Source organism: Sphingomonas bisphenolicum (genome assembly GCF_024349785.1).
Taxonomy (GTDB): Bacteria; Pseudomonadota; Alphaproteobacteria; order Sphingomonadales; family Sphingomonadaceae; genus Sphingobium; species Sphingobium bisphenolicum.
In genome coordinates this window covers 3,048,934-3,065,180 of record NZ_AP018817.1, presented here as the reverse complement: position 1 = coordinate 3,065,180, position 16,247 = coordinate 3,048,934, and the positions used below count along the sequence as shown (strand labels likewise).

Below are 16,247 nucleotides of genomic sequence, written 5' to 3'. Positions count from 1 at the left end.
TTTGTATCAGCTACAGGATGCGGTGGCCGATGTGGCGAGATTGCCGGCATTCTTGATCGCCTGGTCGGTTCGCTCGCGCACGTTGAAGGCGCTGGTATAGCGGATGATTTTCGCGCCGAAGATCGAATTTGTGATCAGCGGCTGATAATTATAGGCGACCTCCACGAACATCACCGCGGTGCCGCTGGCGGCCGACACTTTCGTCGCGGCCGTCGTGCCCGGTCCCATGCCATTGGCCATGCTGGCCGTTGTGGCGCCATCACCGGCCACGCCATAGCTGGATGTGAAGGTGCCGGAGCCCCAGCAACGCTGCCAGCGGATATATTGGCCGGCGTTCGCACCTGTCTTTCCGTTAGGCTCCAGGTCGGAGAGGAATATCCGGCCATTGGCTTTCAGGCCCAAGGAGTTGGTCGACAGGTCGGCGCCGGTCATGATCTCATTGATGTCCGCTTCGTCGATCGATGTCCGCACGCGCGCGGCATTGTCGGCGACCAGCATCGCGACCTGGCTGACGCGCATATGCGCCAGCGCCAGGTTCGCGCATTCCAGGCCAGCCATGCACAATATGACCAGCACCGGCAGCGAGAAGGCGAATTCGATGAGCGCCAGGCCGCGATCGTCGCGGCGCAGCAGGTGCATCAGGGCGGTGAGGCGGGGGCGTGCCGACATCATGAGCATCGGATCGTCGGCGTGCCCTGGTTCGCCCAGGGCTGGTTGCGGACGATGGTGGTGGCGGTGGCGGACTGGGTCGCGCTCCAGCCCAGCAATTTCGCCATCGGGAACAGGCGCGGCATCGATATGGTGACTTCATAATAGACGATGTCGTCGGCGCTGCCGAGACCGGTCGATCCGCCCGCGGCGTCATAGGCGCCATTGCCGTTGGCGTCCTCATAACAGTCGCCCGCATTATAACTGCCCAATGGCGCGGTGTCGGTGGTGATCTTCTCCGGCTTGCCGACGCGTGAGAAGTTATAATAGCTTTTCTTGATCGTGGAGGTGGTGCCGTTCTTGGAGTTGATCGCGGCCATTTGCGCCTCGATATAGGTGTCGATGTCGGTACTGTTGAGCGTCCCGACCGATGCGGAGCGCGACGCCTTTTCCAACACGCCACGCGTCACCGCGCGCAGATAGGACTGATAGCCCAGATCGCCGATCGCCATGATGGTCAGGATCAGCGGCCCGGCGACCAGCCCGAATTCCAGCAGCGTCGCGCCGCGCGCATGAGCGCGCAGGCGAGCGAGGAAGCGGCCGATCCGACCGATCATTGCGACAGCCTCAAGCCGCCGATATTCTTGGCGATGTCCTTGAACTTCTGACGCAGCGTGGACGGCTTATAGGCCATGAACCAATGGTTGCTGCTGTTGGCGCAAGTCTGCAACTCGGTGTCGAGCATCGTCGAATCGGCGGTGCCTGTCGGCGGTTGATCCTTGAAGCCGACGACCCAGATGGTGATGCCCTTGCCCTTGACCGCGTTGCAAAGCATTTCCAGCCGCCGTTTGTGGATGGCGGTCAGATCGCTGTTACCGGTACTGGCTGCGGCTACGCGCGCGTCCAGCTTCTGATAACCATAGGCTCCGTAGACTGCATCATAGGCGCTCATATCGCCGTCTGTCATGAAGATGATGTGGCGCGAGATGTTGAAGCCATTGGGTGCGGCGCCGTTGTCAGTCGCGAAGATACCCGTCGGCGACAGGAAGCGAGCACCCCAGATCATGCCGATGTCATGATAGGTGCCACCGATCGCTATCAGGCCATCGACATAGCTGTCGAAGCTGCTGGACATGCCGGTCGGCACGGCTGTGCGGCTGGAATAGCTCGCCAGCTTGCGCGCCTTGCTGGGGCAGGCATTCCAGCCGCCGGTGCCGGAGCGATAGTCGTTATTGCGATTGTCGTTTAGCCAACGGCCGCTGCGATCGAACTCCACATCCGGCCAATGGGGGCGCCATTTGGTGGCGGTGTTTGTGGGCGCGGTATCGATCTGCAGGTCGTAGGCGCCATTCGGGACGGCAGTTGTGGAAGTCGTCGCGGTTATGCTGCTGTCGGTATCGCGTTCCTCGATGCAACCGGCCCATGTGTTGGTCGCGGACACGGTCGTGCCGTTGGCGTCGGTGGTCGCCCCGGTCACGGACGTCGGATTGGTGGTCGCATTGCCGGTGATGTAATTCGACACGTCGAGCGGATATTGCCCATATTGCCAGCTATATTGCGGCGTCTGGGTCACGGTCGTGCTACGCTGTTCCGTGTAGCTGTTATATGTGACGGAGGTCCAATCCTTCCGGTATTTATTGCTGGAATAATAGCAGCTGCCGTTGGTGTAGTTGATGCCGGTGGTGACGCGCGTTTCCGTTCCGGTGGTTGTGATCACCCCGTTGCCGTCAGTCGTGGACGGATTGGACGAATTGCTACTGGTGGAAGTGACGGTATCCGAGCGGTCGTTGGGACAGGTCCAGCGATCGCCGACATCGGTCCCACTGCCGTTGGTCGTAGATCCGGACGTTTTGGTCCAGCTGCCATAGCTGGTGGAACTGGTGTAGCTACTGATGTAGCGGCGGCGGGTCTGGTAATTCCAGGTTTCACCCGTGGTTCCACCTATTAAAGCGCTGGCCGGCAACGAATAACCTACGTTCACGGTCGAACTATAGGGCATGAAGCCGTAGCGGATACGCCCGGTCGTGTCGGACCCGGCGCCCAGCGTATCGTAGAAATCCTTCACCGCCAGCTTGAGCGCGGCCAGCCGCGTCATGACGGTGCCGTCGGTATCGGTCATGTTGCTGGACATGGACCCGGTGGTGTCGAGCACCAGCATGACGTCGGTATTGCCGATGTCGAACCGGCTTTCGCATGTCACGGCGAGCGGCAGGGTCTGATAGCCGAAGATCTTCATGATGGTGGTCGGCATGGTCGTTTCCGCCGTCACCTGCACCGTGGTGGTTTCGCCCGGCTTGCTCTGGATCACGGGGACGAAGGTCGCAGCCTGGAAAGTATTTTGCGGGAAGTTGAAATCGAAGAATTTCTTCGCTTCATCCTTGTCGGCCTGGCTCATGGAGGAACCGGTCATGGCGCGGCGCCCCGCCAGCGCGGCGGCGTCGCAGGCCTGCTGCATCCGGGCGCGCGCCATATAGGCGCGGCTCATGTCGAGTCCGCCGCCGATCAGCGCCGCGAGCGGGATGATCGCCGCAGCGACCATCGCCATGGCGTTGCCCGCCTGGTTGCCCGCCAGCCGCTTCAGGAAGCCTTGTCGATGCTCTTCTGTCTTGCCCATTTGCCTGCAATCACCCATGTCGCGCCCGAGACACCCCACATATGGGTTGGGCAACCTGTCCGCCTATGCAGGCGCACTCGTTAGAATGTGTATGAGGAAGATGGTTAAAGGACCGATAACCTGCGCAGGCCTTGTCACGACGGGAGTCGCCCGATGAGCCTTGACGAAGACGCCGTGCCGCCGTTCGGCGCGGTGCTGGCGGCCCATGCCGGCGGTGGGCAGGCGGCGCGGCATCGTGCGCTCTGGGCGTTCGATGCGCGGCTGGCCAAGGTCGCGCGCACCACCAGCGAGGCGATGATCGGCCAGATGCGCCTTGCCTGGTGGAATGACGTCATCGCCGATTCGGCCGGCATCAAGGGGCAGGGCGAGCCCGTCGTCGATGCGATGCGGGTGACGGGAGCGATCGGTTCGCCGGGATTGGTGGCGCTGATCGATGGCTGGGAAGTGCTGGTGGTCGAGCCGGACATCGACGTGCAGGGGCTGCGCGACTATGCGACGGGACGGGGCGGGGGATTGTTCCGGGCGCTGGCCGATGCGGCGGAGATGCCGCCCTGGCTGGCGGCGGCGGGGCAGGTTTGGGCGCTGTGGGATCTGGCCGGGCATGTCGGGGACAAGGCGCTGGCGGAAGCGGCGCTGGCTCTGGCGTCCGAGTTGCTGCCGCAGGTTGACGGCGCGCGCTGGCCGCGGGGATGGAAGCCGCTGCGGATCGCCTTCACCCTGGCGCGGCAGGATGTGCAGGCCAGGCGGGGCGCGCCCAGAGGCATGCCGCGGGCGCTGGCGGGACGGTTGCTGCGGATCGCGCTTGTCGGACGCTAGTCGGTCGGGATAGGCTGGCCGCCTACGGACTTGAGGAGGGCGGCATGGGGCGATTGCTGGCGGGTGGCATGGCGGCGCTGCTGCTGGTCGCGGGCGGCCTGTTCTGGTGGCAGGGGCGGGCGGACAATGCGCCGGTGCCCCAGCTTGCCTCCGCCCCGCCGCCACCGCCGGAGATGGAGGCGCTGCCGGAGGGCGATCCCGATGCCGTCGGCGACGCGCCACCGATGCCCGGCGAGGCCAGTCCGCAGAGCCGCGAGCAGAAGCGCTTCGCCCGCTACGACCGGAACCGCGACGGCGTCATCACCCGTGTCGAGATGATGGGCAGCCGCACCAAGGCGTTCAAGGCGCTGGACAAGGATGGCGACAATCTGTTGTCGTTCGAGGAATGGGCGGTGGCGACGGCGGACCGGTTCGGCGCGGCGGATGCCGACAAGGACGGCAAGCTGACCCCGGCGGAGTTCGCCGCCACCGCGCCCAAGCGGGCGGTGAAGGCGAAGTGTAAATGTTGATCTCAACGGGAATGGGGTAATCAGGCGAGTTCCATCTCCCCCATCCACAAGCCGAAGGACGCGCGGGCGCGGGACGTATAGGCTTCCTTGCGCTGCTTCTTCTTTACGTCGTCCAAAGTCGGGAACAGGCCGAAATTGACGTTCATCGGCTGATAGTCGGCGCTCACCACATTGCCGGTCACATGGCCGAGCAGCGCGCCCAGCGCCGTGTCGGCCGGCGGCGGGGTCAGGTCGCGGCCCAGCAGTTCAGCCGCGGTGAAGCGCCCGGCGATCAGGCCGATCGCGGCGCTCTCCACATAGCCTTCGCAGCCCGTCATTTGGCCTGCAAAGCGGATATGCGGCGCGCTCTTCAGCCGCAAAGTCGGGTCGAGCAGCTTGGGGCTCTGGATGAAGGTGTTGCGGTGCAACCCGCCCAGCCGCGCGAACTCGGCATTCTGGAGGCCGGCTATGGTGCGGAACAATTCGGCCTGCGCGCCATGTTTCAGCTTGGTCTGGAAACCTACCATGTTCCACAAAGTGCCGCTGGCATTGTCCTGCCGCAACTGCACCACCGCATAGGGCCAGCGGCCGGTGCGTGGATTGTCGAGGCCCATCGGCTTCATCGGCCCGTGGCGCAGCGTTTCCGGGCCGCGCGACGCCATGACCTCGATCGGCATACAGCCTTCGAAATAGGGGGTGCTTGCCTCCCACTCCTTGAACTCGGTCTTTTCGCCGTCGAGCAGGCCCTGGACGAAGGCCTGATACTGGTCCTTGTCCATCGGGCAGTTGATATAATCCTTCCCCTCGCCGCCGCCGGGGCCGATCTTGTCCCAGCGATTGGCCATCCAGCACTGGTCCATGTCGATGCTGTCGAAATGGACGACCGGCGCGATCGCGTCGAAAAAGGCGAGATGCTCCATGCCCGCCGCCTGGCCGATGCTGGTGGCGAGCGCGGGCGCGGTCAGCGGGCCGGTGGCGACGATGGTCATGCCCTCTGTGGGCAGCATGTCGATCCGCTCGCGCACGATCTCCACATTGGGATGGTCGGCGAGCGCGCGGGTGACGGCGTCGGAAAAGACATGGCGGTCGACCGCCAGCGCGGAGCCGGCGGGCACCTTGGCCGGTTCGGCGCTCGCCATGATGAGCGAGTCCAGCCGGCGCATTTCCTGATGCAGCAGGCCCACGGCATTTTTGTCGGCATCGTCGGACCGGAAACTGTTGGAGCAGACCAGTTCGGCCAGCCCCTCGGTCTGGTGCGCCGGGGTCATGTCGCCGCTTCCGCGCATTTCCGACAGGCGCACGCGGATGCCGGCCTGCGCCAACTGCCAGGCGGCTTCCGTTCCGGCGAGGCCGCCGCCGATGATGTGGACCTGATGATGGGGCATGGTGCGTGTGACTTTATGGCTGTGTGGGGAATGCGGATGGTGCGGGCGTCCGTGGGACATATCGCCGCTTTGGGCAAGGGCTATAGCCGATGGCGGGCGTGTAGGACAGGGCGGGGTTGGGGGCTTTGGGAGTAGGCGACGATTGGCGAAGGCTGCGAAGTTCACACCGTCGCAGGGTTCGCTTTTGCGCGGGTGCGGCTACGCAGGGCGGACTTCGCAATAGGAGGGTTTTTGCGAAGTGGTGTTCGTTTATGTCGAGAGGGAAGTGGCAGAGATGGTGGTCGGGCAGAAAGGGCGCGCATGAAACACTGTCATCGGCATGGTCGATGGAACCGCCGACAGTCTCGTGGGTAGGGCTAGATAGCCGATTCAAAAAAAACCGAGGAAACCCGATGACCGATCCGTCTGTCCCCCGCACCACTAACGACGCCGGCATCCCTGTCCAGAGCGACGAATATTCACTCAGCGTCGGCAGCGACGGGCCGATCCTGCTCAACGATCACTATCTGCTGGAGCAGATGGCGAACTTCAACCGGGAGCAAATCCCCGAGAGACAGCCGCACGCAAAGGGCAGCGGTGCATTCGGGCATTTCGAAGTCACCGGGGATGTCGCGAAATATACCAAGGCAAAGCTGTTCCAGCCGGGGGCTAAAACCGATGTCGCCATGCGCTTTTCGACCGTTGCGGGCGAGCGTGGCAGCCCCGACACATGGCGCGATCCGCGCGGTTTCTCAGTAAAATTCTATACCGAGGAAGGCAATTTCGATATGGTCGGCAACAATACGCCGATCTTCTTCGTGCGCGATCCGATGAAGTTTCAGCACTTCATACGCTCGCAGAAGCGCAGGGCCGACAATGGCTTGCGCGATCATGACATGCAGTGGGATTTCTGGACATTGTCGCCCGAAAGCGCTCATCAGGTGACCTATCTGATGGGCGATCGGGGGATTCCCAAGACGTGGCGCGAGATGAACGGCTATTCCAGCCATACCTATTCGCTCATCAATGCCGACGGCGAGAAATTCTGGGTCAAGTTCCATTTCCACACCGATCTGGGCGACGGCAACGCATGTTTCACCCAGGATGACGCCGACAAGATGGCCGGCAAGGATGGCGACTATCATCGCCGCGACCTCTTCAATGCCATTGCCAAGGGCGATCATCCAAGCTGGACGCTTAAATGGCAGATCATGCCCTATGAGGATGCCAAGACCTACCGGATCAATCCGTTCGATTTGACCAAGACCTGGCCGCACGCGGACTATCCGTTGATCGAGGTCGGCAAGTTGATGCTGACCCGCAACCCGACCGATTTTCATACCGAGATCGAGCAACTTGCGTTCGAACCCAACAATATGGTGCCCGGCGTGGGCCTTTCACCCGACAAGATGCTGCTCGCGCGCGGCTTCTCCTATGCCGATGCCCATCGCGCCCGGCTCGGCGTCAACTACAAGCAGATACCGGTCAACCAGCCGGTCGCGCCTGTCCATAGCTATTCCCAGGCAGGCGCCATGCGCGTCGCGAAAGCGACCGATCCGGTCTATGCGCCCAATAGCTATGGTGGTCCGGCGGCGCAGGCCGACGCCCATGAGGCCGGGCTTTGGCAGGCGGACGGCGAAATGGTGCGAACCGCATATAGTTTGCGTGCGGACGATGATGACTGCAGCCAGCCCGGCGCGCTGGTGCGCGATGTGATGGACGATGCCGCGCGTGCGCGGCTGGTCGACAATGTCGTGGGCCATTTGTGCGACGGCGTGAGCGAGAAGGTGCTGATGCGCGCCTTTGCCTATTGGCGCAATATCGACCCGGAAACGGGACAACGGATCGAGAAGGGTGTTCGCGACAAGCTTGGCGGAGCATCGGCCGCGCCGGGCATGGCGTCAGCCGAAACGGTGCATGAGACCGAGGCGGCGGAATAGAAAGCGCCAAAGAGACGGAACCTGCCCGGATGGAATGGTGGGCAGGTTCCGTATATTGGCAGCGGCTATGCCCTAAACCTCTACCAGCGCGCCCTCGCCATAATAAGCCGCCTCGTCCAATATCCCCTCCCGCTTGGCGACGATCACGCCGACCAGCACCTGTCCCGCCACGTTGACCGCAGTGCGGCCCATATCCAAAATCGGGTCGATCGCCAGCAACAGCCCTACGCCCTCCAGCGGCAGGCCCAGCGTCGAGAGCGTCAGCGTCAGCATCACGATCGCGCCGGTCAGGCCGGCCGTCGCGGCCGATCCGATGACCGATACGAAGACGATCAGCGCATAGTCCACGAAGTGGAGCGGGATGCCGTAGAAGCCCGCGACGAAGATCGCCGCCAGCGCAGGATAGATCGACGCGCAGCCGTCCATCTTGGTGGTGGAGGCCAGCGGAATGGCGAAGGCGGCATAGCCCTTGTCCACGCCCAGCCGTTCGGTCACGGCTTCGGTGACGGGCAGGGTGCCGACCGAGGAGCGCGAGACGAAGCCCAACTGGATCGCGGGCCAGGCCTTGGCGAAATAGGGGCCGGGTTTCAGGCCATTGGCGACCAGCAGCAGCGGATAGACGACCAGCAGCACCAGCGCGAGGCCCAGGTAAATGGCGGCGGTGAAGGTGCCAAGCTGCGCCAGCGCGCTCCAGCCATAGGTGGCGATGGCGGTGCCGATGAGCGCGGCCGAGCCGATCGGTGTCAGGCGGATGACCCAGCCGAGCAGCGCGCGCACCACCGCGAGCAGCGAGCGGACGAAGCCGAGGAAGGGGTCGGCCTTTTCCCCGACCTTCAAGGTGGCGAGGCCGACCGCGATCGAAATGACCAGCAATTGCAGGATGTTGAAGCTGATGCTGGTGGACGCGCTGCCGTCGGTGATCTTGGTGCTGCCCGACAGGGCCAGGCTGTTGGCCGGGACCAGGCCCTTGAGGAAATCGAGCCAGCCGCCCATGTTCTCGCTCTTGCCCATGGCCAACGCCGTGCCGTGCAGGCCCGCGCCCGGCTGGACGATGACGCCGATGGCGATGCCGATCGCGACTGCGATCAACGCGGTGATGGCGAACCAGAGCAGGGTCTGCCCCGCCAGCCGCGCGGCATTGTCGAGCGCGCGCAGATTGGCGATCGACGCGACGATGGCGGCGAAGACCAGAGGCGGTACGATCGCCTTCAGCAGCGAGACGAAGATAGAGCCGACCGTCTTGAGCGCGGTCGCCAGCCAGTTGAGGTCGCCATCCGGCCCCGCGCCGATCTGGCGGGCGACGAGGCCCAGCAAGAGGCCAACGACCATGCCGGCCAGAACCTGAAATCCGAAACTGCGATAAGGAATGGCCATGTCTGTTTCCTCTGGGCGACCGGCCGCCTATATCGGGTGGTGGCCGGTCGATTGCGCGCAAGCAATTCTTGACGTGTGTATAACAGGGATAAGGTGGCCCTCTTTCCGCTGTGGGGGATCAACGCATTGGCGTGATCGATCCGCTATGCCAGACAGGCGATATCGATCCATCGGGGAGTTCACACTATGATGATGCGCGGCGCATGTTCGGCTTTGGCGCTGCTGGCGCTGCCGCAGGGCGCGATGGCGGCGGCGGATGCCGGGGCGGCCAAGGATGTCCTGATGCGATCGGTCGCGATCAAAACGGTGCAGGGCGAAGGGCAGGTGCCGAAACTGGCGGCCTATTATGCGGGCGTGCTGAAGGCCGCGGGCTTTGCCGACGCCGATATCGTCATCACGCCGATGGGCGAGACGGCGACCCTCGCCGCGACGATTCTGGGGAGCGACCCGACGCTGAAGCCCATGGCGCTGATCGGCCATATGGATGTGGTCGCGGCGGACCGGGCGGACTGGACCCGCGATCCCTTCGTGCCGGTGGAGGAGAATGGCTACATCTTCGGACGGGGCGCAGAGGACAATAAATATGACGTCGCGATGATGGTCGCGACCATGGCGCAGTTGAAGAAAGAAGGCTGGAAACCGCGCCGGACCGTCATCCTGCTGTTGTCGGGGGATGAGGAAACCGACATGGTGACGACCAAGGCGCTGGCGGGGCAATATAAGGACATCGAACTGCTGCTGAACGGCGATGGCGGCGGCGGGCTGCTGAACGACGAGGGCAGGCCGGTGCTGTACCAGTTGCAGGCGGGCGAGAAGAGCTATGCGGATTTCGAATTCGCCTTCACCGATGCGGGCGGTCATTCGAGCGCCCCGACGCCGGGCAATCCCATCTATCGCATGGCCAAGGCGATCGACGCGATCGCGGCCTATCAGTTCCCGCCGATGCGGAACGCACTGACCAGGGCGTCGCTGGCGCTGTCCGCCGACCGGATCGGCGGCGAAGTGGGACAGGCGATGAAGCGCTATACCGATACGGGCGACGCGGCGGCGGCGGAACTGCTGTCGACCCGGCCGGAATTTGTCGGGCAGGTCCGCACCACCTGCGTCGCGACGATGGCGAGCGCCGGCCATGCGCTCAACGCCCTGCCGCAGAGCGCGAAGGTGCAGGTGAATTGCCGCATCTTCCCCGGCGTCACCATCGAGGATGTGAAGGCGCAACTGGTGAAGGTGGTGGCCGATCCGAGCGCGCGTGTGAAGACGCTGGGCGATCCGCTCGCCAGCGACGCGTCGCCCCTGCGCGCAGACGTGATGAAGGTGGTGCGCGATGCGGTGACGGCGCGGGCGCCGGGCGTCGCGGTGATGCCGGGCATGTCGGCGGGCGCCACCGACAGCCTCTATTTTCGCGCGCTGGGGGTGCCCAGCTATGGCGTGTCCAGCCTGTTCATGAAGGCGGAGGATGGCTTCGCCCACGGGCTGAACGAACGGGTGCCGGTGGCGGGGATTAGGGAATCGCTGGAGCAGTGGGACGCGGTGGTGCGCGGGCTGGCGAAGTAGGGGACGGGCTTACCCTCTCTATCCCGTTCGGTTCGAGCAGCTTCGAGCGAAGTCGAGAAGCGTCCGTCGAGAACAGTTCTCGACAAGCTCGAACCGAACGGGGGTAGGTGTCGGGTAGGAGCTTAACCCCGCACCGCAATCCCGTTGGCGGCCGACAGCACCGCCTGCACCGACGCCGTCGCGACATCCGCATCGGTGCCGACGCCAAAGACGGTGCGGCCGTCGGGGGTGCGGCATTCGACATAGGCGGCGGCGTTCACGTCGCTGCCTGCGCCGATCGCATGTTCGCTATAGTCGGCGATCTCGAGCTGCACGCCGAATTCGTCGCGCAGCGCGGCCAGCACCGAGGAGAGCAGGCCGTTGCCGCGCCCGGAAATGGAGCGCTCCACGCCTTCATGGGTGATCTTACCAGTGAAGATGCGATCGCCCGCCACGCCGCTTTCATGATAGTCGATCAGGCTATAGGCCTGCTCGCCCGACAGGCGGTAATGGGTCTGGAACGCGCTCCAGATGTCAGCGGCGTTGAGTTCGCGGCTGCTTTCGTCGGCCATCGCCTGCACGACCTTGGAAAATTCGGCCTGCATCCGCTTGGGCATCTTATAGCCCTTGTCCTGTTGCAGCACCCAGGCGACGCCGCCCTTGCCCGATTGCGAATTGACGCGGATGACCGCTTCATAATCGCGGCCCAGATCCTTGGGGTCGATCGGCAGATAGGGCACGTCCCAGATCAGGTCGTTGCGCGCTTCCTGCGCGGCGAAGCCCTTCTTGATCGCGTCCTGATGGCTGCCGGAAAAGGCGGTGAACACCAGTTCGCCGGCATAGGGATGGCGCGGGTGGACGGGCAACTGGTTGCAATATTCGACGGTCTGGATGACCTCGTCGATGTCGCTGAAGTCCAGCAGCGGGTTGATGCCCTGCGTGTACATGTTCAGCGCCACGGTCACCAGATCGCAATTGCCAGTGCGTTCGCCATTGCCGAACAGGCAGCCTTCGACGCGATCCGCGCCGGCCATCAGGCCCAGTTCCGCCGCCGCGACGCCGGTGCCGCGGTCGTTATGCGGATGCAGCGAGATGACGACGCTGTCGCGCCTGGAGATGTTGCGGCACATCCATTCGATCTGGTCGGCATAGATGTTGGGCGTCGCGCATTCGACCGTCGCAGGCAGGTTCAGGATCAGCGGACGATCGGGCGTGGGCTGGAGGATATCCATCACCGCCTCGCAGCACTCCAGGCTGAAATCCAGTTCGGCCGTGGAGAAGGTTTCGGGCGAATATTCGAAATGCCAGTCGGTGTCCGGCTGGGCCGCCGCATTGTCGCGCAGCAGCTTGGCGGCGTTGACGGCGATCTCCTTGATCTCCGGCCGGCTCATCTGGAACACGATGTTGCGCCAGGCGGGCGACACGGCGTTGTAGACATGGACGATCGCCTTGGGCGCGCCGCGCAGCGATTCGAAGGTGGTGGCGATCAGATCGGCGCGCGCCTGCGTCAGCACCTGGACGATCACGTCGTCGGGGATTGCGTCGTCGCGGACGAGCCCGGAAATGAAGTCGAATTCGGTCGCGCCCGCAGCGGGGAAGCCGATCTCGATTTCCTTGACGCCGACCTTCAGCAGCAGGTCGAAGAAGCGGCGCTTCTTTTCCGCATTCATCGGGTCGATCAGCGACTGGTTGCCGTCGCGCATGTCGGTCGACAGCCAGCGCGGCGGCGCGGTGATGACCTGCGCAGGCCATTGGCGATTGGGCAGGTCCACCTGGGGGAAGGCGCGGTATTTCTGCGAGGGATCGGTCAGCATCATGGGATCAAACTACTTCTTTGCCAGCGGCGCGCGGGTCGGCGCTTTCCGGTATACGACTTGACTGCGATGAATGCCCTTAGGCGGATCGGTGCTGCCCATAGTCGAAAGGCAGCATAAAAACCACGCCTAAGGGCGTGTAAGTCGTAGCAGGGTAAGAAGGCTGACGCTCTGCATGATGCGTCCCCTTACCCCTTTTGTGGGGGAGGGGTAAAGCTCATAATTGGGCGCGGCTGAAAATGGCGTCGACGCTGAGGTCCACCTTGTCGGACACGAATGGGCGGCCGAAGCCCATGCCGAACTGGCTGCGTTCGACCGTCATGGCGCCGGAGAAATGCATGGTGGACAGGCCCGGCGCTTCGTCCGGGGTCGTACCGACCAGCCGGACGGAGAGAGTGACGGGACGGGTCTGCCCGTGCATCGTCAGTTCGCCGGCAATGGGCGTGGGCGCATCGCTGCGCGCCAGCGGGGCATTTTGCGCCATGAAGCGGATGGTGGGAAATTTCGCCATGTCGAAGAAGCTGTCGCCTTTCAGCATCGCGTCGGTGGAGGCGTCGCCGGTGGTCAGCTTTTCGACCGGGAAGCTGATGTCGACGGTCGCGCGGTCGGGCTGGGCAGGGTCGATCACCACCGCGCCTTCGGGCGCGACGAAGTCGCCTTCATAGCCGCCGACCAGCGCTTTTACATGGAAATGCGCCCTGGTCGCTAGGTTATCGACCCGATAAGTACCGGGCGCATAGAGGGGCGTCGGCGCGGTGGCCGCCGGCGCAAGCGCGACGATGCTCAGAAGCAGCGCGGCTTGCGCCGGACGGCGCACGGCTTATTGCTTTTCGAAGCCGGCGATGATCTTCAATTCGATCGCGTCGCCGACGACCGGCACGCCATAGCCCATGCCGAAGTCGCTGCGCTTGATCGTGCCGGTGGCGACGAAGCCGACATTTTCCTTCTTGCTCATCGGCTGCACGCCAGCGCCGTAAAATTCGGCGTCCAGCGTGACGGGCTTGGTCACGCCCTTGATGGTCAGGTTGCCGGTGATTTCGGCGCCGCTCGCGCCTTCTGGCTTCACGCTGGTGGACACGAAGGTCGCGGTCGGGAACTTGGCGGCGTCGAAGAAGTCGGCCTTCATCAGATGCTCGTCCAGCTTCGCCACGCCGGTGCGCAGATTGGCGATGGTGAATTCGACCGACACCTTGGATGCGGCGGGGTTCGCCTTGTCCAGGGTCAGCGTGCCGGTCGGCTCGGCGATGGTGCCGGCATTATTGGTGAAGCCCATATGGTCCCAGGCGAAGACGACCTGGGTATGGCCGCCATCGACCTTGTAGGTGCCGCCGGTGACTTTGGCGACGTCCTTCGAACCCGGCGCGGCGGTCGGCATCTGGGCGACGACGACGGTGCCACCCGCAATGGCGATGAAGGCGGCGGCGGGGATCAGAAATTTCTTCATGAGACAGACTCTCCGTAAACGCTCAAGGGGCGCAGCTTGAATAAGCCACGCCCCTCGATTGCGCCAGAGCCGTAACCGGAAACGGATCGTTCCGGTTACGCTTTCATCTGGGACTTAGTTCTTTTCCTGGTCCACCAGCTTGTTGGCGCCGATCCAGGGCATCATGGCGCGCAGCTTGGCGCCAGTTTCCTCGATCGGGTGGCGCTGGGCCGCGATGCGGCTGGCCTTGAGTTCCGGCTGGCCAGCGCGGTTGTCGAGGACGAAGTCCTTGACGAAGCGGCCCGACTGGATGTCGGCCAGCACGCGCTTCATTTCCTTCTTCGTTTCTTCGGTGATGATGCGCGGGCCGGTCTTGATGTCGCCATATTCGGCGGTGTTCGAGATCGAATAGCGCATGTTGGCGATGCCGCCCTCATACATCAGGTCGACGATCAGCTTGAGTTCGTGCAGGCACTCGAAATAGGCCATTTCCGGCGCGTAGCCGGCTTCGACCAGCGTTTCGAACCCGGCCTGGACCAGCGCGGTCGCGCCGCCGCAGAGGACAGCCTGCTCGCCGAACAGGTCGGTTTCGCATTCTTCGCGGAAGTTGGTTTCGATGATGCCGCTGCGACCGCCGCCCACGCCGCTGGCGTAGGACAGGGCGATGTCATGGGCGTTGCCGGTCGCGTCCTGATGGACCGCGATCAGGCAGGGCACGCCGCCGCCGCGCTGATATTCGCTGCGCACGGTGTGGCCCGGACCCTTGGGCGCGATCATGATGACGTCCACGTCCTTGCGGGTTTCGATCAGACCGAAATGGACGTTGAGGCCATGGGCGAAGGCCAGCGCCGCGCCGGGGCGCAGATTTTCGTGGATGTCGGCGGCGTAGATGGCGGCCTGATGCTCGTCGGGCGCCAGGATCATGAGCACGTCGGCCCAGGCGGCGGCTTCGGCGTTGGGCAGAACCTTGAAGCCTGCGCCTTCGGCCTTCTTCGCGGACGGCGAACCGGCGCGCAGGGCGATGGCGACTTCGGCGACGCCGCTGTCGCGCAGATTCTGCGCATGGGCGTGACCCTGCGAACCGTAACCTAGGATGGCGACCTTCTTGCCCTTGATCAGGCCGATGTCCGCGTCGTGATCGTAATAAACCTTCATGTCTCTTCCCTCATGTCCATTTTCCTCGCCCTTTCAGGGAGAGGATACAAAATCTTGGCCTGGCGCAGCCGGGCCTAGATGAAGTTGGAGAGGGGGGACACGCTAACGAGCGTCGCGGCCCCCTCTCCCAGCTTCGCCTAGGCAGCAAGCTGCCAAGGCTGCGCAACCCTCTCCCCCCAAGGGGAGAGGGAAATCAGTTCGCCTCTTTTCCGCGGATCAGGCCGACGACGCCGGTGCGGCCGACTTCGACCAGGCCGATCTGGCGCATCAGGGCGACGAAATTGTCGATCTTGTCGGTGGTGCCGGTAATCTCGAAGATGAAGCTCTCGATCGTCGTATCGACCACCTTGGCGCGGAACACGTCGGCCAGGCGCAGCGCCTCGATCCGGTCCTCGCCCGTGCCCGCGACCTTCACCAGCGCCAGTTCGCGCTCGACGAACGGACCGGCTTCGGTCAGGTCGGTCACCTTGTGCACCGGCACCAGCCGGTCGAGCTGGGCGATGATCTGGTCGATCACCTTGGGCGGGCCGTTGGTGACGATGGTGATGCGGCTGACGCCATGGTCCTGCGTGATGTCCGCCACGGTCAGGCTGTCGATATTATAGCCGCGCGCGGTGAACAGGCCCGCGATGCGCGCCAATATGCCCGCCTCGTTCGAAACGGTCAGCGACAGAACGTGCCGCTGGCTGAGTTCTTCCTGGATATGCATCAGATGCTTGTCCCGTTATCCGTAACCGCGCCATCATCATGATCGTCATAGCGCTGCGAAATCATCGCGGTGAAGGCATAGTGCCAGCCGCCGTCCTGCCGATGGGCGAGGCGAACGGGAAAACCCGTCACCGCATCGAACATGCGGACCAGATGTTCGCCCACATAGCGGGGACCGGCCAGCAATGTGCCGATATGCCGCTCGTGAAAATCGAACCCTTCGTCCAGATGCACTTCCCATTCCTCATTGTCCGGGTCGGCATGATCGGTGGTCCAGCCGGTGATGTCGGCCATGCCCGCGATCCGTTCGAAATCCCAGGGCTCCGTCACATGGATGCGGAGCTTCAGATGCTGCGTCACAGGATGGCCA

15 protein-coding genes are annotated in these 16,247 nt (G+C 63.7%); 4 read left to right on the top strand and 11 right to left on the bottom strand.

The window, feature by feature from the left end:
• Positions 1-6: 6 nt before the first annotated feature.
• Genes SBA_RS15255 through SBA_RS15245 form a run of 3 tightly spaced genes read right to left on the bottom strand, consistent with a single transcriptional unit; the run spans position 7 to position 3,262 of the window.
• Complete coding sequence (locus SBA_RS15255) at positions 7-672, bottom strand: TadE/TadG family type IV pilus assembly protein (protein WP_261935029.1); 666 nt, start codon at positions 670-672, stop codon at positions 7-9.
• Positions 669-1,265 (bottom strand): TadE/TadG family type IV pilus assembly protein, encoded by a 597-nt coding sequence (locus SBA_RS15250; RefSeq protein WP_261935028.1) that lies wholly within the window; start codon positions 1,263-1,265, stop codon positions 669-671. Before SBA_RS15250 ends, SBA_RS15255 begins: the two co-directional genes overlap by 4 nt.
• Entirely contained in the window at positions 1,262-3,262 is a 2,001-nt protein-coding gene (locus tag SBA_RS15245) for a pilus assembly protein TadG-related protein (protein ID WP_261935027.1), read from the bottom strand. The genes SBA_RS15250 and SBA_RS15245 overlap by 4 nt, the downstream gene beginning before the upstream one ends.
• A gap of 153 nt (positions 3,263-3,415) precedes the next feature.
• On the opposite strand from SBA_RS15245, the gene SBA_RS15240 reads away from it, so the two are divergent.
• Together SBA_RS15240 and SBA_RS15235 are read left to right on the top strand one after the other, a co-directional pair.
• Complete coding sequence (locus tag SBA_RS15240) at positions 3,416-4,078, top strand: hypothetical protein (RefSeq protein WP_261935026.1); 663 nt, start codon at positions 3,416-3,418, stop codon at positions 4,076-4,078.
• A gap of 44 nt (positions 4,079-4,122) precedes the next feature.
• The gene (locus SBA_RS15235) at positions 4,123-4,587 is read left to right on the top strand and encodes an EF-hand domain-containing protein (protein ID WP_224549215.1); all 465 of its coding nucleotides are present in this window, start codon (positions 4,123-4,125) and stop codon (positions 4,585-4,587) included.
• A gap of 20 nt (positions 4,588-4,607) precedes the next feature.
• Here SBA_RS15235 and trmFO read toward each other — a convergent pair whose 3' ends face one another.
• The gene (gene trmFO / locus SBA_RS15230; protein ID WP_261935025.1) at positions 4,608-5,951 is read right to left on the bottom strand and encodes a methylenetetrahydrofolate--tRNA-(uracil(54)-C(5))-methyltransferase (FADH(2)-oxidizing) TrmFO; all 1,344 of its coding nucleotides are present in this window, start codon (positions 5,949-5,951) and stop codon (positions 4,608-4,610) included.
• Positions 5,952-6,343: 392 nt separating this feature from the next.
• On the opposite strand from trmFO, the gene SBA_RS15225 reads away from it, so the two are divergent.
• Positions 6,344-7,870 (top strand): catalase, encoded by a 1,527-nt coding sequence (locus tag SBA_RS15225; protein WP_261935024.1) that lies wholly within the window; start codon positions 6,344-6,346, stop codon positions 7,868-7,870.
• Positions 7,871-7,942: 72 nt separating this feature from the next.
• Here SBA_RS15225 and SBA_RS15220 read toward each other — a convergent pair whose 3' ends face one another.
• A complete protein-coding gene (locus SBA_RS15220; protein WP_261935023.1) occupies positions 7,943-9,244 on the bottom strand; it encodes a dicarboxylate/amino acid:cation symporter in 1,302 nt (433 codons plus the stop codon).
• Between the two features lie 186 nt (positions 9,245-9,430).
• On the opposite strand from SBA_RS15220, the gene SBA_RS15215 reads away from it, so the two are divergent.
• The gene (locus SBA_RS15215; protein ID WP_261935022.1) at positions 9,431-10,798 is read left to right on the top strand and encodes a M20/M25/M40 family metallo-hydrolase; all 1,368 of its coding nucleotides are present in this window, start codon (positions 9,431-9,433) and stop codon (positions 10,796-10,798) included.
• Positions 10,799-10,920: 122 nt separating this feature from the next.
• On the opposite strand, the gene leuA is transcribed toward SBA_RS15215, so the two are convergent.
• The 6 genes from leuA to SBA_RS15185 all read right to left on the bottom strand — a co-directional run bounded on the left by leuA (position 10,921) and on the right by SBA_RS15185 (position 16,237).
• The gene (gene leuA / locus SBA_RS15210; protein ID WP_261935021.1) at positions 10,921-12,594 is read right to left on the bottom strand and encodes a 2-isopropylmalate synthase; all 1,674 of its coding nucleotides are present in this window, start codon (positions 12,592-12,594) and stop codon (positions 10,921-10,923) included.
• 214 nt (positions 12,595-12,808) lie between these two features.
• A complete protein-coding gene (locus SBA_RS15205) occupies positions 12,809-13,408 on the bottom strand; it encodes a YceI family protein (RefSeq protein WP_261935020.1) in 600 nt (199 codons plus the stop codon).
• 3 nt (positions 13,409-13,411) lie between these two features.
• A complete protein-coding gene (locus SBA_RS15200) occupies positions 13,412-14,035 on the bottom strand; it encodes a YceI family protein (protein WP_261935019.1) in 624 nt (207 codons plus the stop codon).
• 114 nt (positions 14,036-14,149) lie between these two features.
• Positions 14,150-15,169 (bottom strand): ketol-acid reductoisomerase, encoded by a 1,020-nt coding sequence (gene ilvC / locus SBA_RS15195; RefSeq protein WP_129926326.1) that lies wholly within the window; start codon positions 15,167-15,169, stop codon positions 14,150-14,152.
• A 193-nt stretch (positions 15,170-15,362) separates the two neighbouring features.
• The gene (gene ilvN / locus SBA_RS15190) at positions 15,363-15,878 is read right to left on the bottom strand and encodes an acetolactate synthase small subunit (RefSeq protein WP_224549203.1); all 516 of its coding nucleotides are present in this window, start codon (positions 15,876-15,878) and stop codon (positions 15,363-15,365) included.
• Positions 15,878-16,237: a hypothetical protein gene (locus tag SBA_RS15185; RefSeq protein WP_224549201.1), complete on the bottom strand. Its 360-nt coding sequence runs from the start codon at positions 16,235-16,237 to the stop codon at positions 15,878-15,880. The genes ilvN and SBA_RS15185 overlap by 1 nt, the downstream gene beginning before the upstream one ends.
• Positions 16,238-16,247 lie beyond the last annotated feature (10 nt).